17 protein-coding genes are annotated in these 21,885 nt (G+C 64.1%); 11 read left to right on the top strand and 6 right to left on the bottom strand.

Translation table 11 applies throughout. The features are described 5' to 3' along the window. The first annotated feature begins 93 nt into the window (after positions 1 to 93). Positions 94 to 1,431, top strand: coding sequence for an MATE family efflux transporter (locus ACN6NG_RS02850; RefSeq protein WP_353457344.1), 1,338 nt, complete (start codon positions 94 to 96; stop codon positions 1,429 to 1,431). Between the two features lie 122 nt (positions 1,432 to 1,553). On the opposite strand, the gene ACN6NG_RS02845 is transcribed toward ACN6NG_RS02850, so the two are convergent. The 5 genes from ACN6NG_RS02845 to ACN6NG_RS02825 form a co-directional block, all read right to left on the bottom strand. Beyond that, complete coding sequence (locus ACN6NG_RS02845) at positions 1,554 to 2,009, bottom strand: REP-associated tyrosine transposase (protein ID WP_353457343.1); 456 nt, start codon at positions 2,007 to 2,009, stop codon at positions 1,554 to 1,556. A 166-nt stretch (positions 2,010 to 2,175) separates the two neighbouring features. Further along, positions 2,176 to 4,089: an arginine decarboxylase gene (speA, locus tag ACN6NG_RS02840; protein ID WP_016497862.1), complete on the bottom strand. Its 1,914-nt coding sequence runs from the start codon at positions 4,087 to 4,089 to the stop codon at positions 2,176 to 2,178. A gap of 151 nt (positions 4,090 to 4,240) precedes the next feature. Further along, positions 4,241 to 4,612 carry a translation initiation factor Sui1 gene (locus ACN6NG_RS02835; RefSeq protein WP_016497861.1) on the bottom strand — a complete coding sequence of 124 codons (372 nt, stop codon included), beginning with the start codon at positions 4,610 to 4,612 and terminating at the stop codon, positions 4,241 to 4,243. Between the two features lie 295 nt (positions 4,613 to 4,907). Next, complete coding sequence (locus ACN6NG_RS02830) at positions 4,908 to 5,444, bottom strand: NUDIX hydrolase (protein WP_016497860.1); 537 nt, start codon at positions 5,442 to 5,444, stop codon at positions 4,908 to 4,910. 2 nt (positions 5,445 to 5,446) lie between these two features. Continuing rightward, complete coding sequence (locus ACN6NG_RS02825; RefSeq protein WP_016497859.1) at positions 5,447 to 6,514, bottom strand: DUF2333 family protein; 1,068 nt, start codon at positions 6,512 to 6,514, stop codon at positions 5,447 to 5,449. A gap of 248 nt (positions 6,515 to 6,762) precedes the next feature. Between ACN6NG_RS02825 and ACN6NG_RS02820 the strand changes: the two genes are divergently transcribed. The 6 genes from ACN6NG_RS02820 to accC all read left to right on the top strand — a co-directional run bounded on the left by ACN6NG_RS02820 (position 6,763) and on the right by accC (position 14,895). Beyond that, complete coding sequence (locus ACN6NG_RS02820; RefSeq protein ID WP_353457342.1) at positions 6,763 to 8,118, top strand: diguanylate cyclase; 1,356 nt, start codon at positions 6,763 to 6,765, stop codon at positions 8,116 to 8,118. Positions 8,119 to 8,340: 222 nt separating this feature from the next. After that, complete coding sequence (locus tag ACN6NG_RS02815) at positions 8,341 to 10,302, top strand: methyl-accepting chemotaxis protein (RefSeq protein WP_474312888.1); 1,962 nt, start codon at positions 8,341 to 8,343, stop codon at positions 10,300 to 10,302. Between the two features lie 250 nt (positions 10,303 to 10,552). After that, positions 10,553 to 12,325: a protein-disulfide reductase DsbD gene (locus tag ACN6NG_RS02810; protein ID WP_474312887.1), complete on the top strand. Its 1,773-nt coding sequence runs from the start codon at positions 10,553 to 10,555 to the stop codon at positions 12,323 to 12,325. A 179-nt stretch (positions 12,326 to 12,504) separates the two neighbouring features. Continuing rightward, positions 12,505 to 12,960 carry a type II 3-dehydroquinate dehydratase gene (gene aroQ, locus ACN6NG_RS02805; protein ID WP_003255330.1) on the top strand — a complete coding sequence of 152 codons (456 nt, stop codon included), beginning with the start codon at positions 12,505 to 12,507 and terminating at the stop codon, positions 12,958 to 12,960. 100 nt (positions 12,961 to 13,060) lie between these two features. Further along, complete coding sequence (gene accB / locus ACN6NG_RS02800; protein WP_016497855.1) at positions 13,061 to 13,522, top strand: acetyl-CoA carboxylase biotin carboxyl carrier protein; 462 nt, start codon at positions 13,061 to 13,063, stop codon at positions 13,520 to 13,522. A 17-nt stretch (positions 13,523 to 13,539) separates the two neighbouring features. After that, positions 13,540 to 14,895, top strand: a complete 1,356-nt coding sequence (accC, locus tag ACN6NG_RS02795) for an acetyl-CoA carboxylase biotin carboxylase subunit (RefSeq protein ID WP_063424052.1) — start codon at positions 13,540 to 13,542, stop codon at positions 14,893 to 14,895. 449 nt (positions 14,896 to 15,344) lie between these two features. Here the strand turns inward: accC and ACN6NG_RS02790 are convergent, their stop codons facing one another. After that, positions 15,345 to 17,198 (bottom strand): sigma-54-dependent Fis family transcriptional regulator, encoded by a 1,854-nt coding sequence (locus ACN6NG_RS02790; protein WP_474312885.1) that lies wholly within the window; start codon positions 17,196 to 17,198, stop codon positions 15,345 to 15,347. Between the two features lie 283 nt (positions 17,199 to 17,481). Here ACN6NG_RS02790 and ACN6NG_RS02785 point away from each other — a divergent pair, with 283 nt between their 5' ends. The 4 genes from ACN6NG_RS02785 to ACN6NG_RS02770 are packed head-to-tail and all read left to right on the top strand — an operon-like array spanning position 17,482 to position 21,696. After that, complete coding sequence (locus tag ACN6NG_RS02785) at positions 17,482 to 18,537, top strand: ATP-NAD kinase family protein (RefSeq protein WP_063424050.1); 1,056 nt, start codon at positions 17,482 to 17,484, stop codon at positions 18,535 to 18,537. 22 nt (positions 18,538 to 18,559) lie between these two features. Further along, entirely contained in the window at positions 18,560 to 19,537 is a 978-nt protein-coding gene (locus ACN6NG_RS02780) for a thiamine pyrophosphate-dependent dehydrogenase E1 component subunit alpha (protein ID WP_063424076.1), read from the top strand. Between the two features lie 33 nt (positions 19,538 to 19,570). Then, complete coding sequence (locus ACN6NG_RS02775) at positions 19,571 to 20,593, top strand: alpha-ketoacid dehydrogenase subunit beta (protein ID WP_016497851.1); 1,023 nt, start codon at positions 19,571 to 19,573, stop codon at positions 20,591 to 20,593. After that, complete coding sequence (locus ACN6NG_RS02770; protein ID WP_474312884.1) at positions 20,590 to 21,696, top strand: acetoin dehydrogenase dihydrolipoyllysine-residue acetyltransferase subunit; 1,107 nt, start codon at positions 20,590 to 20,592, stop codon at positions 21,694 to 21,696. The genes ACN6NG_RS02775 and ACN6NG_RS02770 overlap by 4 nt, the downstream gene beginning before the upstream one ends. Positions 21,697 to 21,885 lie beyond the last annotated feature (189 nt).

Genomic DNA, 21,885 nt, shown 5'->3' with positions numbered 1-21,885 from the left:
GGTTGGCGCCGTCCGCAAGAGCAACACTTTCCTGTGGGAGCGGGCAAGCCCGCGAAGGAGCGCACAGCGGCCCCAAGTCTCAATGGAATGCAAATGTCCCAACTCTCTGCCGACTGGCGCCACCGCCCTACCCACCACAAGGTCTGGGCGCTGGCTGCGCCGATGATCCTGTCCAACATCTCCGTGCCGCTGGTGGCGCTGGTCGACAGCACGGTCATCGGCCACCTCCCCCACGCCCATCAATTGGGTGCCGTGGCCGTGGGCGCCACGTTGTTCACCTTCATGGTCGGCCTGATGGGCTTCCTGCGCATGGGCTCCACCGGTTTCGCCGCCCAGGCCGCCGGCCGTGGCGATGGCGCGGCGTTGCGCCAGGTGCTGGTGCAAGGGCTGTTGCTGGCGGTCGCCTTCGCGGTGTTGATCGGCCTGCTGGCCCTGCCGTTCAGCCAGCTTGCACTTCATGCCATGCAACCCAGCGCAGCCTTGCAGCAGTCCACCGAAGACTTCTTCCACACCCGCCTGCTGGGTCTGCCCGCAGCACTGGCCAGCTACGCGCTGGTGGGCTGGTTTCTGGGCACCCAGAACGCTCGGGCACCGTTGGCCATCCTGCTGACCACCAACCTGTTGAACATCGTCCTGAACCTGTGGTTCGTCCTGGGGCTGGATTGGGGTGTACTGGGTTCGGCGCGGGCATCGGTGATCGCCGAGTGGAGTGCAGCCCTGCTGGGCCTGGCCCTGACCCGCCCGGCCCTGCGGGCCTACCCGGGGCAAGTGGCGTGGGCGGCGCTCAAACGCTGGCAGGCCTGGCGCCCGCTGCTGGCGGTAAACCGCGACATCTTCCTGCGTAGCCTGGCGCTGCAACTGGTGTTCCTGCTGATTACCGTGCAGGGCGCGCGCCTGGGTGAGGCCACCGTGGCGGCCAACGCCCTGCTGCTGAACGGCCTGCTGTTGACCGCCTATGCCCTCGACGGGCTGGCGCACGCGGTGGAAGCACTGTGCGGCCATGCCATTGGCGCCCGTGATCGCGACACCCTGCGCCGCTCGCTGGTGGTGGCCTGCGGCTGGTCGCTGATCACCAGCCTGGGCTTTGCCGGCTTGTTCCTGCTGGGTGGGCACTTGTTCATCGACTTGCAGACCGACATCGACAGTGTGCGGGCGGCGGCCTATCCGTATTTGCCCTACCTGGCGGTGCTGCCGTTGATTGCAGTGTGGAGTTACCTGCTGGACGGCCTGTTCATTGGCGCGACCCGGGCGCGGGAGATGCGCAATGCGATGTTGCTGTCGGTACTGATTGCACTGCCGGTGGCGGTGGCCATGAGCGGGTTCGGCAACCATGGATTGTGGTTGGCGTTTCTCGGGTTCATGGGGTTGCGGGCGGTGACGCTGGGGTGGGTGGGGTGGCGGTTGCAGCAGAAGGGTGAGTGGATTCAGTGATGTTGGGGCCGCTTTGCGGCCCATCGCGACACAAGGCCGCTCCCACAAAAGGCCTGCATACGCCGGTCAATGTGGGAGCGGCCTTGTGTCGCGAAATGAGGGCGAAGCCCTCACCTGCGGGTTCACAACCACACACAATCCCAATGCGGATACTCGCCCGCACGCCGGACAAGGCCAGCCCGAATGGGATTGGCGATGATGTAACGGGCAACCGCCCGGACATCCTCCTCACGTCTCAGAGCCCGGTCATGAAAGCTGGTCTGCCAGATATGTCGCCTGTCAGCGCCCACCTTGTACAAAGCACAACTGCTTCTGGACTTGAACCCACACATCAGCGTCCCCAGGCTCGTCGGGCCAAGCTCGATAAGCCAGTGAAGATGATCCGGCATCAAAACCCAGGCCAGAGATCGACAAGCCTTGCTCTCTTCACTGAACCGCAATTGCTGGACCACGGCCCTGGCGAATCGGAAATCCTTGAACAACGGCGTTCGGTTACGAGTGGTTGTGGTGAGCAGATAAAGGCGCCCGGATTCAGACACTCGACCGCCACGTAAACGATGGGAGCCTGGACGTTGCATGTCGTCCTCCTTTGAACATTGCATTCAAAGGTAGCGGCATTGGTGCGATGGACCAGGGCCGGATATTTACCGGTTGTGACGCTGGTGAGGGCTTTGCCCTCATATCGCGACGCAAGGCCGCTCCCACAAAAGGCAGCACAGGCTTTTGCAGGAGCGGCCCCGGCAATTACGACGACAGGTACGAAGACCGGGTCAGCCCAAGGCGCAATGCATCCAGGTACTGCGTGCGCTCGCGCGCAGTGATCTTGGCGCTGGCTACCTTGTCGCGGTAGTGGGTCATCAACTCCTCCGGCGACAGGTGCACGTAGCGCAGCATGTCTTCGATGGTGTCGTGGGTCTCGATGCCGGCGTGGTACACGCTGCCGTCGGCGTTCTGGTAGATGTTCACCGAGTCGGTGTCACCGAACAGGTTGTGCATGTCACCCAGGATTTCCTGGTAGGCACCGACCAGGAACACGCCCAGCAGATAGTCCTCGCCGTCCTTCAGCGCATGCACCGGCATGCTGGTTTCGATGCTCTGCTCGTCAACGTACTGGTTGATCTTGCCGTCCGAGTCGCAGGTCAGGTCCTGCAGTACGGCGCGGCGCAGCGGCTCTTCGTCCAGGCGGTGCAGCGGGATGATCGGCAGCACCTGGCCAATGGCCCAGGTGTCCGGCAGGCTCTGGAACACCGAGAAGTTGCAGATGTACTTGTCGGCCAGCTTGTCGTTCAGCTCGTCCAGCACCTGGCGGTGCGAGCGCTGGCGGGCTTTCAGCGAGTTATGCAGGCGGCGGCACACGGCAAAGTAGCACTGCTCGGCCAAGGCCTTCTCGCTCAGGCTGATCTTGCCATCGGCGTACTGCGCGGCCACGTCACCCATGTAGTGGGTGGCGCGCCAGTAAGTCTCGGTCACCATCTCGATGTCGGTCGGGCCAAGCAGGTCGGCCAGCCACTGCACGGTCTCGGGCAGGGCTTCCTTGTTCTCGATGGTCGGCACGTCGTCGTTGTGCTTCTCGACGTCGGTGACCTGGATCACCAGCATGGCGTGGTGCGCGGTCAGCGAGCGGCCACTCTCGGAGAAGATGTGCGGGTGCGGCAGGCCCTGCGCGTCGCAGAACTCCTTGAGCATGCCCACCACCACGCCGGCGTAGTCATCCATGTCGTAGTTGATCGAGCTGGCATTGCGCGAGTGGGTGCCGTCGTAGTCCACGCCCAGGCCACCGCCAACGTCGATGTGGTCGACCGGCAGGCCCAGCGCACGCAGTTCGCCGTAGTAACGGATGGCTTCCTTGAAACCGTGCTGGTAGTCGGCCAGGTTGGCGATCTGCGAGCCCATGTGGAAGTGCAGCAGGCGGATGCCCTGGTCCAGGCCGGCATCGCGAAAGCGCTGCACCACCGAGATCAGCTGGGCAGCAGACAACCCGAACTTGGACTTCTCACCACCGGTGTCGGCCCATTTGCTGGAGGCCAGCGACGACAGGCGCACGCGCAGGCCGACCTGCGGTTTTACCTTGAGCTCGGCGGCCTCGTCGATCACCAGAGCCACTTCCGACTCTTTCTCGATGACGATGAACACGTTGTGGCCAAGCTTCTGGCCCATCAGCGCCAGGCGAATGAACTCACGGTCCTTGTAGCCGTTGCAGACGATGGTCCCGCCCTTCGGCGCCAGCGCCAGCACGGCCAGCAGCTCGGGCTTGGAGCCGGCTTCAAGGCCGATGGAAACGTTTTGCGTGGCGATGATGTTTTCCACCACCGCTTCCTGCTGGTTGACCTTGATCGGGTACAGCGCGGTGTACTGGCTCTGGTACTCCAGGCGCGCGATATTGGCATCGAACGCACCGGTCAGCTGGCGTACGCGGTCCTGCAGAATGTCGGGGAAGCGCACCAGCAAGGGCAGCGACAGGCCGCTCTGACGCAATTCGTCAACCTGCTCGTACAGGTCGATCGGCGCGCTGTCGGGCCCGTTGGGGCGCACTTCGACGCGCCCGGCTTCATTGATGGCGAAATAACCAGCGCCCCAATGGCGGATGCCATAAACACTGCGGCTGTCGGCCACGGTCCACTGGCTACCATCGTCTTTGCGTGTGCGTCGTACGGACATTCAAGTCCCCTATAGATAAGTCGAAGACACTGCCCCGCAGGCAGCGGAGCGAGTGTAAAAGCTGTAAATGACGATTCATCCGTGCTCAGGCATAGACCCTGACCACAGGAACGAGTTTAGAAAGCGCTGGGCAAAAAATTGTGCGATGGCCTCAGCCGCCGGACTTTTTCGCCTTGAAACCCTGTTTGGTCAGCTCGCCGATCAACAGCTCGACATGGTCGCCCTGGATCTCGATAACCCCGTCCTTCAGGGCGCCGCCAGTACCGCAGCGGCGCTTGAGCGTGGTCGCCAGGTCTTTGAGCTGGTCGGGCGGCAGGGGCACCCCGGTGACGGTAGTCACGGTCTTGCCACCACGGCCTTTGCTCTCACGGCGCACACGGGCAATGCCGTCGCCCTCGGGGATGATTTGCTGCTTGCAGCTGCAGGCATCCACCGGCTGGCCACAGTCGGGGCAGTGCCGACCAGCGTCGGTGGAGTAAACGAGACCGCCAAGGGCGGAAAAGGAAGAAGCTTTCTTGGCCACTTTTGTTCCTCTGTGCTGAGGACAAAAACTGGTCGTGCCTTGGGGTTGAGGCCGACCGCGAAGCCCCACTCTGGCAGGGGCGGCGCTACTGCCGCAAGATCCTGCGACAGCCCGAAAAGGGCGCGCAGTGTAACGATAAATCCGGCTGTTGCTAAGTACAGGATTGCGGCATTTTACGAATGTTTTGCGACTACTCGCGGGCACGCCCGCTCCCACAGGTACAGCGCAGCTCTCGAACACCTCACAATCCATGTGGGAGCGGGCGTGCCCGCGAAAGGGCCAGCATTGAAAACAACTATCCCTGGCTGACTTTATATCGCTGCAACGCCGCCAATGAGTCCGGGCAATACGGTTTGCTCAGGCTCTCTTGCTCAGCCTGCTCCAAGCCAATGAACCGCGCCTCGATCACCTCTTCCGGCTGCAAGCGCAACGGCGCATCGGACACCGCTGAATACACCGCACACCACAACCGGTTGTCGGGCTGGTCGAAATAGAACCGTTCGTGAAAGCGTAACTCAACCCCTTCAATTCCCAGTTCCTCGGCCAGCTCACGCGCAGCCGAGTCAGCGTAACCCTCCCCGGCCGTCACCATGCCACCCGCCGCCACATCCCAGTACCCCGGGTACAGCGCCTTGCTCAGGGTACGCCGGTGCACACACAACTCACCGGCACTGTTGAACAGCAGAATGAAGGTGCAACGGCCGATCAGGCCACGCTCGCGCAACTCTGCGCGGGGCAATGCCCCCAGTACCTGATCGGCCTCGTCCACCCAGCTGACCAGTTCGCGGTCGGAGGCCGCCCGGTGGGCGGCCTCGTTCGGGCTGATGGCCATTCTCAACCCTGCGACAGCAACTGACGCAGGTCGATCACGGCAGCGTTGGCCCGCGAAATGTAGTTGGCCATGACCAGCGAATGGTTGGCCCACATGCCGAAGCCACTGCCGTTGAGCACCATCGGGCTCCACAGCGGCTCTTGCGAGGCCTCCAGTTCACGGATGATCTGGCGCACGCTGACCGTGGCGTTCTTCTTCGCCAGCACGTCGGCGAAGTCCACCTCGATGGCGCGCAGCAGGTGCGACAACGCCCAGGCCTGGCCGCGGGCTTCGTAGAACACGTTGTCGATCTGCAGCCATGGAGTTTCCACCAGCTCCTCGTCCACCTGCGGCGCCTGCCCGGCAACGACCGACTCGGTCTTCAGCGTGGTGTTGAGCTTGACCCGGCCAACGCTGGCCGACAGGCGCTGCGACAGCGAGCCCAGGCGAGTGGCCACGTCACCCAGCCAGTTGTTCAGGTTGTCGGCACGGGTGTAGAAAATCGCGCCCTTGTCGCCGGCAGCCAGACGGGTCTGGTAACGGCTCAGCGACTTGATGCCCTCTTCGAACTCCGACTCGCTCGACGGCAGGATCCAGCTCTTGTTGTCGAAGTTGAAGCGCGGCTCGGCCTTGGCCAGGTCGGCGTCTTCGGTGGACTGCGACTGCGAGCGGGCGAAGTCCTTGCGCAAGGCGCGGGACAGGTCGCGTACCTGGACCAGCACGCCGTATTCCCAGCTCGGCATGTTGTCCATCCACAGCCCTGGCGGGAAGCGGTCGTTGGAAATGTAGCCACCCGGCTTGTTCAGCAAGGTACCGGCCACGGTCTTGAGGGTTTCGATGGTGGTGTAGCCCACCACCATCTGCTGGCCACCGCGCTCAGCGGCAGACTGGGCATTCTGCTGTACCGGGAACAGTTCCGGCTCCTGGCTCCAGTACCAGCCCAGGCCGATGCACACCAGCAGGTACAACCCGATCAGGGTCCCCAGGGCACGGCTCCACAGGCCGCCAAGGTAGCTACGGGCGGCAGCGCCGCGGCCGTCGACACGCTCACGGGGCTCGGCTTTGGCCTCGCGGTTTTTCCAGTCCAGCATGGCTTTGTCCTTAATCAGTCACGACGGTTCTAGGGCTTTGACCACAGGCCTGCGCCAGGGTGCCACGGCAAGCCCGCATGGCAGCACTATAAAGCAGACACCACCGTACGCATAAGCGACCAATCAGTCAGCAACTGAATATTCGTTCTGGCCGCTTTGTTGATACAGGGCAGTCACGTATTTGCAAAGAGCTGCTAGCATAGAGCCATCATTGCCCCTGCACATCCCAACCTATAAGTAGCCAGGACATGAGCCAAGCAGTTGAGCCGAGCCCGCAGTGCCCCACCCAACAGGTGACGCGTAGCGGCCTGCGCAAGGACGACCCGCTCGACCCGCTGCTGCTGCCCCTGCGCAAGCCGGTGTACATCCTGCTGCAGGACCATGAGCGTGCCCAGCGCCTGGCCCAGCAACTGGAGTTCTTTGGCCTGGTGGTGCAAGCGCTGCCCAGCGCTGCGGCGTTTCTCGCCTCGATCAACGAATACCCGCCTTCGGCCATCATCATGGATGTCGACTTCACCGGTGCCGGCCAAGGCCTGCTGCTGGCCGCCAAGGTACAGCAGGGGCTGGCGCTACCTGTTCCGCTGCTGTTCTTCAGCCACCACGAAGCCGACACCCCGACCCGCCTTGCCGCCGTGCGCGCGGGTGGCCAGGACTTTCTCACCGGCAGCCTCGAGGCTTCCAGCCTGCTGGAAAAGGTCGAACTGCTGACCAACGCCACCCCGCACGACCCGCTGCGCGTGCTGATCATCGACGACTCGCGCACCCAGGCGCTGCACACCGAGCGCGTGCTGGCCACCGCCGGCATGGTCACCCGCAGCCTGACCGACCCCATCCGCACCATGGCCGAGCTTGCCGACTTCCAGCCCGACCTGATCATCCTCGACCTGTACATGCCTGCCTGCACCGGCCCGGAACTGGCCAAGGTGATCCGCCACAGCGACCGCTATGTGAGCGTGCCGATCATCTACCTGTCTGCCGAAGACGACCTGGACAAGCAGCTGGATGCGATGAGCGAAGGCGGTGATGATTTTTTGACCAAGCCGTTTCGCTCTCGCCACCTGATCACCACCGTGCGCAACCGCGCCGCCCGCGCCCGGCACCTGAAGGCGCGCATGGTGCGCGACAGCCTGACCGGGCTTTACAACCACACCCACATCCTGCAACTGCTGGAAGACTGCAGCTTCCGCGCCCGCCGCGAACAGCAGCCGTTGAGCTTTGCCATGCTCGACATCGACCATTTCAAGAAGATCAACGACCGCCACGGCCACCCCATGGGCGACCGGGTGATCAAGAGCCTTGCGCTGTTCCTCAAGCAACGCTTGCGCAAGACTGATTTCATTGGCCGTTATGGGGGTGAAGAGTTCGCCATCGTCATGCCCAATACCGCGCTGGACGCAGCGCACAAGGTGCTGGACGAAATTCGCCGGCGCTTTGCAGAAATTCTCTACCCGGCGCAGCCGCGGGATTTGCAGTGCACTTTCAGTGCCGGGGTGGTGCAGCTGGATGAGGTGCTGGATGCGCTGACCATGGCCAGTGCGGCGGACGAGGCGCTGTACCGTGCCAAGCATGCGGGGCGTAATTGCGTAGTTCGTGTGGAACCTTGAGTTATTTATAGGCTGTACCGGCTTCTTCGCAGCACAAGGCTGCTCCTACAGGGAGCACGCTGTAGGAGCAGCCTTGTGCTGCGAAGAGGCCAGAGCAGGCCACACCGATAGAGGCACTGTGCCACTTTTTTTCTGGCACCCAGCCCCTGTCGTCATCACCCGGTCACAAAATCGCAATAACTTCAGGCGCCTACCTCTCCCCTGCGCAGGAAGTTCGCGGCTATGCGCCTGAAGTGGCTGACCAATTTCAATACCCTGTTGCTGGTAACGGTGTGTCTCGCCCTGGGCGTCACCCTGTGGTGGTCGCAGCGTGCCCTGGAACGCCCCTACCAGATGATGGAGCGCTACCTGGGCCTGTCCCAGCAGTTCCAGAACCAGGCAGCACGTAATATCCAGGCTTACCTGGGCAGCGGCGATGCCCTGCGCCATGCCGCCGCCATGGAGGCCAACCAGCAATTGCAGGCCAGCCTGAGCGAGTGGCCCGCAGAACTGGCCGGCAAGCTGCGCCCCAGCCTCGACAACCTGCAGGCCTTCACTGCCAACGAACTGCTGGCCGCCGGTAAACTGGCTGGCGATCCGCAAGCCCTGCTGCTGCAGGCCGAGCGGGAAATGGGGGCCAACTTCGAACAACTGGCCGGCTACGCCCGCGACAGCGGCAGCGCCGATGCCAACCGCTACCTGTTGCCGTTGCTCGATGCCAGCGTGCACCTCGGTCGCCTGTCGCTGGCAAGGGACAAACTGATCAGCAGCGGCCGCCCGGAGCTGGCCGACGAAGTGGAGCGTGAACTGCAACTGATCCGCACCCAGGCGCAGGCCATCGACAGTTTGCCGTTGCTGGGCGTGACCCGCGCAGCCGAATCCGGTGCCGACGACTTCGCCGCCATGATGGGCCTGGAAACCCAAGCCAGCGCCCAGCAGGAAGACATTGCGGTGGGCCTGAAGCGTGAACTGCAAAGCCTGCTAAGCCGCTACCCGGCCGAACTGCAACGCACCCGCGAACAGATCGAACGCCGCGTCGCCCTTGCCGCCAGCACCCATCAGCGCCTGGAGGCGGTGCAGCAGGCCATCGCCGCGCTGGAACCCGAAGTACGCGGCGAGCATGCAAAGATCGCAGCTGAGGTGCGCATTATCCAGGGCCTGATGATCGGCTTGATACTGCTCATCGCCCTGCTGATCGACACCTTGCAGCGGCGCCTGACCCGCACCCTCACCAGCCTTGCCCCAGCCTTGTCACGTTGGGCCGAGGGCGACTTTGCCCAGGCCATCTCCCTGGGCAAGACCAACCGCGAACTGCACGACATCCAGGAGTCGCTCAACCGCCTGCGCCAGTACCTGGTGGAGCTGGTAGGCACCATCCGCCACAACGCCGAGCAGGTGGCTGGCAGCAGCCACGCCCTGGCCGGCATGAGCGCCGCCCTACACGACGGCGCCGAGCGCCAGGCCGGCGATACCGGCCAGATCCGCGATGCCTTGGGCGAGCTGGAAGCGACCATTCAGCAAGTGGCGGGCGATGCCAGCGCCGCTGCCGATGCCAGCCGCGATGCCGGGCGCGCAGTGGAACAGGGCCAGGCGGTCATTGGCCAGAGCTTGTCGGGCTTGCGCGAGCTGGTCGATGAAGTGCAAGGCAACGCCCGCATGATCGAGCAATTGGCGGAAGAATCGGCGACCATCGGCGGGGTGCTGACGGTGATCCGCTCGATTGCCGAACAGACCAACTTGCTGGCGCTGAATGCCGCGATCGAAGCCGCCCGTGCGGGTGAAATGGGCCGTGGCTTTGCCGTGGTGGCCGATGAAGTGCGCTCGCTGGCGCAGCGCACCACGGGGGCTACCGGCGAGATTCAGGCACTGATCGATCGCCTGCAGCAAGCCGCGAAAAGTTCGGTGGCGGGCATGCGTGCGCAGCTTGAGCATGCCGAGGCCACGGCCAGCCAGGCTCAGGCCGCGGATGGCGCGCTGGACGAGATTGTCTGTGCCATCCGCACCATTGCCGACACAGCGGTGCGCATTGCCGATGTCACGGCGCAGCAGAGTGGTGCGGTGAGTGAAATTCGTGACCACAGCGAGCGGATTCACGCGCTGGGCGAAGATAACCTGCAGCGCATAGGTGAAGGGCGCGAGCAAGGCGAGCAGTTGCTGAGCCTGGGCGGTGAGCTGAACCGGGCGGTGCGAGCGTTCAGAGTCTGAACGGGCAGCGCAGTCTCTGTAGGAGCGGCCTTGCGTCGCGAAAGGGCCGCAACGCGGCCCCGGCAATATCAGCTGTGATGCATAAACCTGGGGGCGCTTCGCACCCCTTTCGCGACACAAGGCCGCTCCCACAGGTACGGTGCATGCCTTGAAGATATCGCAGGCCATGTGTCGCCCCCACTGCCTGCATGGCCCCAACCCGCACCAACTCCGCTATCATGCCCGGCACGTTCCACCTCGCGAGTCCGCCATGCGCCGCCTGTTTTTCCTGCTGTTCCTGCTGCTGGCCAGCCCTGCGTTCGCCACGGGCCTGCTCGACAACCGCCCCAGCGCCACCCTCGGCGCCGCTTCGCTCGCCAACAACGCCGACTTCCTGCCGGTACACGAAGCCTTCAAGCTCAGCCTGGTCCAGGCCGATGCGCAAACCGTCAAGCTGCGCTTCGTTGCCACCGAGGGCTACTACCTCTACCGCCACCGCTTCCAGTTCCGCACCGAGCCGGCCGACATTGCCCTGGGCACCCCGAACATCCCCAAAGGCGAGGCCAAGCACGATGAATTCTTCGGCGACGTCGAGGTGTACCACGGCGTGCTCGACATCGAACTGCCGCGCACCGACCCGCGAGCCTTCACCCTGCTGGTGGGCTACCAGGGCTGTGCCGACAAAGGCCTGTGCTACCCACCGGAAACCGCTCGCCTGAGCATCGATGGCGAAGGCGGCGCCACCGCCCCCGCAACCGCCGAACACGGCTGGAACTGGAAATCGCTGCTGTTGTTCTTCCTCGCCGGGGTCGGCCTGACCTTTACCCCGTGCGTACTGCCGATGCTGCCGATCCTGTCTGGCGTAGTGCTGCGCGGCCAGGTCGGTGGCCTGCGCGGGCTGTCGCTGTCGCTGGCCTACGTGCTGCCGATGGCGGCCAGCTTCGCGGCGCTCGGCGCGCTGATGGGCCTGTTCGGCGCCGGCCTGAACCTGCAGTCGCGCCTGCAGTCGGCCTGGGTACTGGTGCCTTTCGCGCTGTTTTTCGTGCTGTTCGCCCTGGCCATGTTCGGCCTGTTCGAGCTGAAGCTGCCCCAGGCACTGAGCAACCGCCTGAACAACGTCGCCAACCATACCCGGGGTGGCTCGCTGCTGGGCGCGGCAGTGCTGGGCGTGCTCTCCAGCCTGCTGGTTTCGCCTTGTGTGTCAGCCCCCCTGGCTGGCGCCTTGCTGTATATCAGTGCCAGTGGCGATGCCCTGGGCGGCGCACTCAAGCTGTTCGCCCTGGGCCTGGGCATGGGTGCCCCCTTGTTGCTGGTGGCCACCGGTGGCGCAGCATGGCTGCCGAAAAGCGGCCCGTGGATGAACACGGTGAAAAACGCCATCGGCGTACTGCTGCTGGGCCTGGCCATCGGCTTGCTCATCCGCGTGCTGCCGGGGCCGGTGACATTGCTGCTGGTCGGTTTCCTCGCCGCTGGCGTGGCCCTGTTCCTCGGCGCCCTGGAGTTCGTGGTCAAGACCGCTCGCCAACGCCTGGCCCAATTGCTTGGCCTGGCCTTGCTGGTATACGCCCTGGCCTGCTGGTACGGCGCCCTCAGCGGCCAGGGCGACCCGCTTCGCCCGCTGCCCGTTGCAACACTGGCGGCCACCGGCAGCAGCCAGGCGGCACAGGCAAATGCCTGGCAGACCATCACCACCCCCAGCGCACTGGACGCCGCACTTGCCCAGGCCAAGGCGGCCGGCCAGCCAGTGCTGCTGGACTGGTACGCCGACTGGTGCATCAGTTGCAAGGTGATCGAGCATGAAGTGCTCAATGCGCCGCTGGTGCAAACGCAGCTGGCCGGCTTCAAGCTGCTGCGTTTCGACATCACCGAGAGCAGTGCCGAGCAACGCAAGCTGCTCGACCGCTACCAGCTGTTCGGCCCACCCGCCCTGCTGTTCTTTGCCGCGAACGGCGGCGAAATTACCGCTGATCGGGTGATTGGCGAGATAAACGCCGGTGATTTTGCGCAAATTCTGACACGCGTGCGCGGCAAAGTCGGTCTATAACTTCCCGCGTGCCGGGAAAATTCCTGTAATAGGTGACCAGATTTAATTATTTGGTCACATACTTCGCGCGAATCTCGGACATCGTGCTGGCTATTGCCGGGAACTGGACACTTGCCGTCGCTTTACGGCACACTCGCCGCGCTGTGTCGAATTGCCCTACAAATCCAAGGAATCCGCAGATGGCAACGCTACTGGTGCTCCACGGCCCAAACCTCAACCTGCTCGGTACTCGCGAGCCTGGCCATTACGGCGCCGTGACCCTGGCCCAGATCAACCAGGACCTGGAGCAACGTGCCCGCGCCGCGGGCCACCATCTGCAGTACCTGCAGAGCAATGCCGAATACGAACTGATCGACCGTATTCACGCCGCACGCAACGAGGGTGTGGACTTCATCCTGATCAATCCGGCTGCTTTCACCCACACAAGCGTCGCATTACGTGACGCATTGCTTGCGGTGAGCATCCCATTCATCGAAGTGCACCTGTCCAACGTGCACAAACGCGAACCGTTCCGTCACCACTCCTACTTCTCCGATGTTGCCGTAGGGGTGATCTGCGGCCTGGGCGCCAGCGGTTATCGCCTGGCCCTGGAGTCCGCGCTGGAACAACTGGCTGCCAACGCACAGCCCAAATGATGAAAACCCTGGCCTAAGTGGGCCGGGGTTCGAGAGAAACGTTTCCGATACGTTTTTTTGTATTTCGCCCCCTGACCGAACCTTTGGGAGTTGATGATTAATGGATATCCGTAAAGTCAAGAAACTGATCGAGCTGCTGGAAGAGTCTGGCATCGACGAACTGGAGATCAAGGAAGGCGAAGAGTCGGTCCGTATCAGCCGTCACAGCAAGACTCCAGCTGCCCAGCAGTTCTACGCACCAGCACCGATGGCCGCTGCCCCTGCTGCTGCCCCGGTTGCCGCTGCTGCTCCAGTCGCCGAAGCCGCTGCCGCTGCCCCGGCCCTGAAAGGCACCGTGATCCGCTCGCCAATGGTAGGTACCTTCTACCGCAAGCCTTCGCCGACCTCGCCGAACTTCGCTGAAGTGGGCCAGTCCGTGAAGAAAGGCGACACCCTGTGCATCGTTGAAGCCATGAAGATGATGAACCACATCGAAGCCGATGTTGGCGGTGTCATCGACGCCATTCTGGTAGAAGACGGCCAGCCGGTTGAGTTCGACCAGCCGCTGTTCACCGTCGTTTGATTCGCGGAGAGCCAACGATGTCTGGGAAGCTGGAAAAAGTCCTGATCGCCAACCGCGGGGAAATTGCCCTGCGGATCCTGCGTGCCTGCAAAGAGCTGGGCATCAAGACCGTCGCCGTGCACTCCACGGCCGACCGCGAACTGATGCACCTGGGCCTGGCAGACGAGTCGGTCTGCATTGGTCCTGCTTCGTCCAAAGATTCCTACCTGCACATCCCGGCGATCATCGCTGCGGCCGAAGTGACAGGCGCTACCGCCATTCACCCGGGTTACGGGTTCCTGGCGGAAAACGCCGACTTCGCCGAGCAGGTGGAAAAGTCCGGCTTTGCCTTCATCGGCCCGAAAGCCGACACCATTCGCCTGATGGGTGACAAGGTTTCGGCCAAGGACGCGATGATCAAGTCGGGCGTACCGACCGTACCGGGCTCCGATGGCCCGCTGCCGGAAGACGAAGAAGTCGCCCTGGCGATTGCCCGTGACGTCGGCTACCCGGTGATCATCAAGGCCGCCGGTGGCGGTGGTGGTCGCGGCATGCGCGTGGTGCACAAGGAAGAGGACCTGATTTCCTCGGCCAAACTCACCCGTACCGAAGCCGGTGCTGCCTTCGGCAACCCGATGGTCTACCTGGAGAAGTTCCTGACCAACCCACGCCACGTGGAAGTGCAGGTACTGTCCGACGGCCAGGGCAACGCCATCCACCTGGGCGACCGCGACTGCTCGCTGCAGCGCCGTCACCAGAAGGTCCTGGAAGAAGCACCAGCCCCGGGTATCGATGAGAAAGCCCGTCAGGAAGTGTTCAAGCGTTGCGTCGATGCGTGCATCGAGATCGGCTACCGTGGTGCCGGTACTTTCGAGTTCCTGTACGAGAACGGCAGCTTCTACTTCATCGAGATGAACACCCGCGTGCAGGTTGAGCACCCGGTGTCGGAGATGGTTACCGGTATCGACATCGTCAAGGAGATGCTGAGCATCGCCGCTGGCAACAAGCTGTCGTACCGCCAGGAAGACGTGGTTATCCGTGGCCACTCGCTGGAGTGCCGGATCAACGCCGAAGACCCGAAGAAATTCATCCCGAGCCCAGGCAAGGTCAAGCACTTCCACGCCCCAGGCGGCAACGGCGTTCGCGTCGATTCGCACCTGTACAGCGGTTATTCGGTTCCGCCGAACTACGACTCGCTGATCGGCAAGCTGATCACCTACGGCAAGGACCGCGACGAAGCCATGGCGCGCATGCGCAATGCCCTGGACGAGATCGTCGTCGACGGCATCAAGACCAACATCCCGCTGCACCGCGACCTGGTGCGTGATGAAGGGTTCTGCAAAGGCGGCGTCAACATTCACTACCTCGAACACAAGCTGGCAAACGAGCATTGATCGAATAGTGTGATGTACCAGAACCCCGGACTTGTTCCGGGGTTTTTTATTGCCTGTCGGGGCCTCATCGCCGGCAAGCCAGCTCCCACAGGTACTGCACATGGCTTGAGGCCGATGTGGTCGGGGTGGGAGCATTGATCGAATAGTGCGATGAACCAGAACCCCGGACTTGTTCCGGGGTTTTTTATTGCCTGCCAGGGCCTCATCGCCGGCAAGCCAGCTCCCACAGGTACTGCACATGGCTTGAGGCCGATGTGGTCGGGGTGGGAGCATTGATCGAATAGTGTGATGTACCAGAACCCCGGACTTGTTCCGGGGTTTTTTATTGCCTGTCGGGGCCTCATCGCCGGCAAGCCAGCTCCCACAGGTACTGCACATGGCTTGAGGCCGATGCGATCGGGGTGGGAGCTGGCTTGCCGGCGATTGGGCTGCGGCGCAGCCCCAGGCCCCTACCCCTTCATCCGCGGCATCTCGATGCGGTGCTCGTGCACACGCCGATACAAGGTAGCCCGCGAAATACCCAACGCCCGCGCCGCATCGGCCGGCTTCCAGCGATGGCGGATCAGTGCATCCAGCAACAACTGCCGGGCCGGGCAGGACACGCCGCTTTCAGCCGAAACAACCGCATCACCGCGCACCTCTTGCGGCAAATCCTGCAACTGCACCTGCCCGCCTTCACTCACCGCACAGGCATAACGCAACACCTGCCGCAGTTGGCGCAGGTTGCCCGGCCAGCGGTAAAGCAGCAGCGACTGCAACGCAGCATCCGCCAACACCACCTCGACCGCGCACGCTTGCGCCTCCTCGGCCAGCAGTTGGTGAATCAGCCCCAAGCGATCCTCGCGCTCACGCAGCGGCGGCAGCTCGAACCGGGCATTGGCCAGACGGAAGTACAGGTCCTCGCGAAAACGGCCCTCCGCCACCATCTTCGCCAAGTCGCGGTGGGTGGCGCAGATCACCTGGATATCCACCCGCTCGCGCCGTGCTGCACCCAGCGGCGCCACTTCGCCTTCGGCCAGCACACGCAGCAGGCGGGTTTGCAGGTTCAGCGGCATGTCGCCGATTTCGTCAAGGAACAGGGTACCGCCATCGGCCTGCTGCAACAGCCCCTGCATACCTTTGCTGGAAGCCCCGGTAAAGGCCCCGGCTACATAGCCAAACAGTTCGCTCTCGATCAGGTTTTCCGGGATGGCGGCGCAGTTAAGGATGACGAATGGCCCGTCGCGGCGCTGGCTTTGCTGGTGCAGCTGGCGGGCAAACACTTCTTTGCCGGCCCCGGTTTCGCCTTGTACCAGCACCGCCAGGTTGCAGTCCTTGACCCGCGTGGCCAGCCGTAGATGCTGCTCGATGCGGGCGTCCTGCGCCTGCTGCAAGGGCTGCGCGCGCTGGCGTTGCTGCGGGGCGCTGACCCGGCCATACAGCCCGCCCAGGCCCGGCAGGCGCTGGGGGGACGATGTGTTGACGCGCCGTAGCTGGCCCATGTCGAACAGTTCGCCAATGTGCTCGGGCAAGCGCCCCAGGTGCTGCACCAGCCGTTGCCGCGCCAGGCTGTTGATGGCCTGCAAGCGGCCGTCGGCATCCCAGGCCAGCAGGTAGTCGGGCTGGCTTTCGACGTAACCCGGGGTGCCGTGGGCGCGCATTACCCAGTGGCCTTGGGCACTGTGCATGAAGAAGGCGTTTTCGATTTCACGGGCAGTCTGCTCGACCAACTGGCGGATCAGGTGCTGGCTGCGGCGGTCGTCGGGTGACTGCAAGGCCGAGACATCCACCACCCCCAGCAACTCGCCCTGCGGGTCGAACACCGGCGCCGCGGTGCAGGTCAGGCCGATGAAGGCTGCGCGGAAGTGATCGCGCTTGTGCACCGTGACCGGGGCCTTGCTGGTCAGCACCGCCGCCACACCGCAGGTGCCCTCCTCGCCCTCCGACCAGCAGGTGCCCAGGTACAGCCCGGCCTTGCGGCAGTCATTGCGGATGGCCGATTCGACCCGGTAATCGATGGTGCGCCCCTGGGCATCGGTCAGCAGCACGCAGTAGTCGGCGCCGCGCACCCGCTCGTGCAGGCGTGCCACGGCATCGCTGGCGATGCGCAGAAACAGCTCGGCGCGTTCGCGGCATTCGTTGAGCAGGCTTTGGGACAGGATGCGCGGCCCCTGCTGGGACCCGGGGTCGAGGCGGTACAGCTCCATGGAACGGCGCCATGAATCGAGGATCAGCGCTGGCACCGGCGCCTGTGGCAGGCGGTCGGCGTTCTTCAGCACCCGGCTGACGCAGTCGACATGGGCTCGGGAGTTCGCGGCAAGCATTCAGGCCCTCCGGTTCTCGTTGCTGTTTTTATCGTTGTCCGGCCATTAAGCGCTTCCACGCATGCCCCGACAAGCACTGTGTGATTACCGGCCGGCTTGAGACGCTGCGTCTCAGCGTCTCGCCAACCCAGGCCCAGCGCTGGCACCCGGCGTCTCGCCAGCAGCGCAATGAGCATCTGCCTGAGCGCAACAAAACCGCTCTGGCGCGGCCATTTCAGCCACGCCACGAAAAGCTGGCACCGCGCTTGCTCCTGCCCTTGCAAACAAAAATACGAGGTGCGCCATGCCGCTACCCGCCCCGACCGTCGGGATCATTGCCAACCCTGCCTCTGGCCGCGACCTGCGCCGCCTGACCGCCAATGCCGGGCTCTATTCGAGCACCGACAAGGCCTCGGCGATCCAGCGCCTGCTGGCGGCCTTCGGTGCCACTGGCATCGGCCAGGTGCTGCTGCCCAGCGACATGACCGGCATAGCCGCCGCCGTGCTCAAGGCCAGCCAGGGCCCCGGCGCCCGTGAGCAACACTGGCCGGCCATCGAAATACTCGACCTGCCGCTGACCCAGACCGTTGCCGATACCCGCCTGGCCACCCGGCGCATGGTCGAGCGTGGCGTGGCGATGATCGCCGTGCTCGGTGGCGACGGCACCCACAAGGCAGTCGCTGCCGAGGCCGGTGACGTACCGCTGCTGACGCTGTCCACCGGCACCAACAATGCCTTCCCCGAACTGCGCGAAGCCACCAGTGCCGGCCTGGCCGGCGGCCTGCTCGCCAGCGGCCAGGTACCGGCCAGCATCGGCCTGCGCCGCAACAAGCGCCTGCTGGTGAAGGTGCCCGAGCAACAGCTTGCCGAATGGGCCCTGGTGGAAGTGGCGGTATCGCCCCAGCGCTTCATCGGTGCCCGTGCACTCAGCCGCAGCGAAGACTTGAGCGAAGTCTTTGCCTGCTTCGCCGAGCCCCATGCCATTGGCCTGTCAGCCTTGTGCGGGCTGTGGTGCCCGGTGTCGCGCCAGGACCCGCACGGCGCCTGGGTACGCCTGAACCCCGCTGCCGAACAGGCGCTGCTCGCCCCCTTGGCGCCCGGCCTGCTGCAAGGCTGCGGCATCACCGCCAGCGGCCCGCTGACGCCCGGCGTCGCCCATCGCCTGAGCCTGGCCAGCGGCACCCTGGCCCTGGACGGCGAGCGCGAAATCGAATTCGCCGAGCACGACACACCCACCATCACCCTCGACCACCAAGGCCCGCTGAGCGTGGATGTCGAGGCCGTCCTGGCGCATGCCGCCCGCCATCACCTGCTGGCCGTCCCGCGCGGCCACCGGTTGCACCCTGCAAACCCGCGTTGAGACAACCCTGGAGAACAACAAGATGTCCAATCAACTCAGTACCGAACAACTGCTGCATGCCTATGAAGTGATGCGCACCATCCGCGCCTTCGAAGAACGCCTGCACGTGGAATTCGCCACTGGCGAGATCCCCGGCTTCGTCCACCTGTATGCCGGCGAAGAAGCCTCAGCCGCCGGGGTAATGGCCCACCTGCGCGACAGCGACTGCATCGCCTCGACCCACCGCGGCCATGGCCACTGCATCGCCAAGGGGGTGGATGTGTACGGCATGATGGCCGAGATCTATGGCAAGAAAACCGGCGTGTGCGGCGGCAAAGGCGGCTCGATGCACATTGCCGACCTGGAAAAAGGCATGCTCGGCGCCAACGGCATCGTCGGGGCCGGTGCACCGCTGGTGGCCGGGGCGGCATTGGCGGCCAAACTCAAGGGCCGTGATGACGTGTCGGTGGCGTTCTTCGGCGATGGCGCTTCCAACGAAGGCGCCGTGTTCGAGGCCATGAACATGGCGTCGATCATGAACCTGCCGTGCATCTTCGTGGCCGAGAACAACGGCTACGCCGAGGCCACAGCCTCCAACTGGTCCGTCGCCTGCGACCACATTGCCGACCGCGCAGCCGGCTTCGGCATGCCGGGCGTGACCATCGACGGCTTCGACTTCTTTGCCGTGTACGAGGCCGCCGGCGCCGCCATCGAGCGCGCCCGTGCCGGGCAAGGGCCGTCACTGATCGAGGTCAAGCTCAGCCGCTACTACGGGCACTTCGAAGGCGATGCGCAAACCTACCGCGCGCCGGATGAAGTGAAGAACCTGCGCGAATCCCGCGACTGCCTGATGCAGTTCCGCAACAAGACCACCCGCGCCGGCCTGCTCACTGCCGAGCAACTGGACGCCATCGACGCGCGCATCGAGGACCTGATCGAAGACGCCGTGCGCCGCGCCAAGTCCGATCCCAAGCCACAACCCACCGACCTGCTCACCGACGTCTACGTCAGCTACCCCTGAGCCGCGGATTACAAGAACAACAGGAGAACCACCATGGCAAGAAAAATCAGCTACCAGCAGGCCATCAACGAAGCCCTGGCCCAGGAAATGCGCCGCGACAGCACGGTGTTCATCATTGGTGAAGACGTCGCCGGCGGTGCCGGTGCACCCGGCGAGGAGGACGCCTGGGGTGGCGTGCTGGGCGTGACCAAGGGCCTGTATCACCAGTTCCCCGGCCGGGTGCTGGACGCTCCATTGTCGGAAATCGGCTACGTCGGCGCTGCCGTCGGTGCCGCCACCCAGGGCCTGCGCCCGGTGTGCGAACTGATGTTCGTGGACTTCGCCGGCTGCTGCCTGGACCAGATCCTCAACCAGGCCGCCAAATTCCGCTACATGTTCGGCGGCAAGGCGGTCACCCCGCTGGTGATGCGCACCATGTACGGCGCCGGCCTGCGTGCGGCCGCCCAGCACTCGCAGATGCTCACCTCGCTGTGGACGCACATCCCCGGCCTGAAGGTGGTGTGCCCTTCTTCCCCTTACGATGCCAAGGGCTTGCTGATACAGGCGATCCGCGACAACGACCCGGTGATCTTCTGTGAGCACAAGCTGCTGTACAGCATGCAGGGCGAGGTGCCGGAAGAGGTGTACACCGTGCCGTTCGGTGAGGCCAACTTCCTGCGTGATGGCGACGATGTGACCCTGGTCACCTATGGCCGCATGGTCCATGTAGCACTTGAAGCCGCCAACAACCTGGCCCGCCAGGGCATCGACTGCGAAGTGCTGGACCTGCGCACCACCAGCCCGCTGGACGAAGACAGCATTCTTGAAAGTGTGGAAAAAACCGGTCGCCTGGTGGTGATCGACGAAGCCAACCCGCGCTGCTCGATGGCCACCGACATCAGCGCGCTGGTGGCGCAGAAGGCCTTCGGCGCACTCAAGGGCCCGATCGAGATGGTCACTGCACCGCACACCCCGGTGCCGTTCTCCGACGCTCTGGAAGACCTGTACATCCCTGACGCGGCGAAGATCGAAGCAGCCGTGCGCAAGGTGATCGAAGCCGCAAGGAGTGCCGCATGAGCCAGATCCATACCCTGACCATGCCCAAGTGGGGCCTGTCGATGACCGAAGGCCGGGTGGATACCTGGCTCAAGCAGGAAGGTGACGAAATCAACAAGGGTGACGAGGTGCTGGACGTCGAGACCGACAAGATCAGCAGCAGCGTCGAAGCCCCGTTCAGTGGCGTGTTGCGCCGCCAGGTGGCCAAGCCGGATGAAACCCTGCCAGTGGGCGCGTTGCTGGCCGTGGTGGTGGAAGGCGAAGCCGAAGAAGCCGAAATCGATGCGCTGGTGCAGCGCTTCCAGGCCGAGTTCGTCGCCGAGGGGGGCGCCGATCAGGCCCAGGGGCCGGCCCCACAGAAGGCAGAGGTTGGCGGCCGCCTGCTGCGCTGGTTCGAGCTGGGGGAAGGCGGCACGCCGCTGGTGCTGGTGCACGGTTTTGGCGGCGACCTCAACAACTGGCTGTTCAACCACCCGGCATTGGCCGCTGAACGCCGGGTGATCGCCCTCGACCTGCCGGGGCACGGCGAGTCGGCCAAGGCCCTGCAGCGGGGCGACCTTGATGAACTGAGCGAAACCGTGCTGGCCCTGCTCGACCACCTGGACATCGCCAAGGCCCACCTGGCGGGCCATTCCATGGGCGGCGCGGTAAGCCTCAACGTGGCACGCCTGGCGCCGCAGCGGGTGGCCAGCCTCAGCCTGGTCGCCAGTGCCGGCCTGGGCGAAACGATCAACGGGCAGTACCTGCAAGGCTTCGTCGCCGCCGCCAACCGCAACGCCCTCAAACCGCAGATGGTGCAACTGTTCGCCGACCCGGCGCTGGTCACCCGGCAAATGCTGGAGGACATGCTCAAGTTCAAGCGCCTGGAAGGTGTTGATGACGCCTTGCGCCAGCTGGCATCAGCCATTGCCGACGCCGACCGCCAGCGCCACGACCTGCGCGGGGTGCTGGGGCAGCATCCGGCACTGGTGGTGTGGGGCGGCAAGGACGCGATCATCCCGGCCAGCCATGCCAAAGGCCTGGAGGCAGAAGTACTGGTGCTGCCCGAGGCTGGGCATATGGTGCAGATGGAGGCGGCTGAAGAGGTGAACCGCAGGATGGTGGAGTTTTTGCGGGGGCATTGAAGGGGGGAGGTGCATGACTTGGGGTGGCGTTGAGACATAGATGTGCATGCCTCGTTTTTTTCAGCGCCTGTAATATCGAGCGCCGCCCGCGCGGCGCATCGCCGGCAAGCCAGCTCCCACATCTGTTTCGGGCCAGTCGCTCCTGTGAAGTCACCGCTGTCCGCCTTGTTTGTTCCTTTCAGAATCGAA

Source organism: Pseudomonas sp. TSO6, from assembly GCF_056098905.1.
This window is presented reverse-complemented; position numbering and strand designations above follow the sequence as displayed.

What these genes read in the sequence shown, in the direction of transcription:
- ACN6NG_RS02850 (WP_353457344.1), top strand. Translation starts at nt 94, where the DNA reads ATGTCCCAACTCTCTGCCGACTGGCGCCACCGCCCTACCCACCACAAG.
- ACN6NG_RS02845 (WP_353457343.1), bottom strand. Translation starts at nt 2,009, where the DNA reads ATGCAACGTCCAGGCTCCCATCGTTTACGTGGCGGTCGAGTGTCTGAA.
- speA (WP_016497862.1), bottom strand. Translation starts at nt 4,089, where the DNA reads ATGTCCGTACGACGCACACGCAAAGACGATGGTAGCCAGTGGACCGTG.
- ACN6NG_RS02830 (WP_016497860.1), bottom strand. Translation starts at nt 5,444, where the DNA reads ATGGCCATCAGCCCGAACGAGGCCGCCCACCGGGCGGCCTCCGACCGC.
- ACN6NG_RS02825 (WP_016497859.1), bottom strand. Translation starts at nt 6,514, where the DNA reads ATGCTGGACTGGAAAAACCGCGAGGCCAAAGCCGAGCCCCGTGAGCGT.
- ACN6NG_RS02820 (WP_353457342.1), top strand. Translation starts at nt 6,763, where the DNA reads ATGAGCCAAGCAGTTGAGCCGAGCCCGCAGTGCCCCACCCAACAGGTG.
- ACN6NG_RS02815 (WP_474312888.1), top strand. Translation starts at nt 8,341, where the DNA reads ATGCGCCTGAAGTGGCTGACCAATTTCAATACCCTGTTGCTGGTAACG.
- ACN6NG_RS02810 (WP_474312887.1), top strand. Translation starts at nt 10,553, where the DNA reads ATGCGCCGCCTGTTTTTCCTGCTGTTCCTGCTGCTGGCCAGCCCTGCG.
- aroQ (WP_003255330.1), top strand. Translation starts at nt 12,505, where the DNA reads ATGGCAACGCTACTGGTGCTCCACGGCCCAAACCTCAACCTGCTCGGT.
- accB (WP_016497855.1), top strand. Translation starts at nt 13,061, where the DNA reads ATGGATATCCGTAAAGTCAAGAAACTGATCGAGCTGCTGGAAGAGTCT.
- accC (WP_063424052.1), top strand. Translation starts at nt 13,540, where the DNA reads ATGTCTGGGAAGCTGGAAAAAGTCCTGATCGCCAACCGCGGGGAAATT.
- ACN6NG_RS02790 (WP_474312885.1), bottom strand. Translation starts at nt 17,198, where the DNA reads ATGCTTGCCGCGAACTCCCGAGCCCATGTCGACTGCGTCAGCCGGGTG.
- ACN6NG_RS02785 (WP_063424050.1), top strand. Translation starts at nt 17,482, where the DNA reads ATGCCGCTACCCGCCCCGACCGTCGGGATCATTGCCAACCCTGCCTCT.
- ACN6NG_RS02780 (WP_063424076.1), top strand. Translation starts at nt 18,560, where the DNA reads ATGTCCAATCAACTCAGTACCGAACAACTGCTGCATGCCTATGAAGTG.
- ACN6NG_RS02775 (WP_016497851.1), top strand. Translation starts at nt 19,571, where the DNA reads ATGGCAAGAAAAATCAGCTACCAGCAGGCCATCAACGAAGCCCTGGCC.
- ACN6NG_RS02770 (WP_474312884.1), top strand. Translation starts at nt 20,590, where the DNA reads ATGAGCCAGATCCATACCCTGACCATGCCCAAGTGGGGCCTGTCGATG.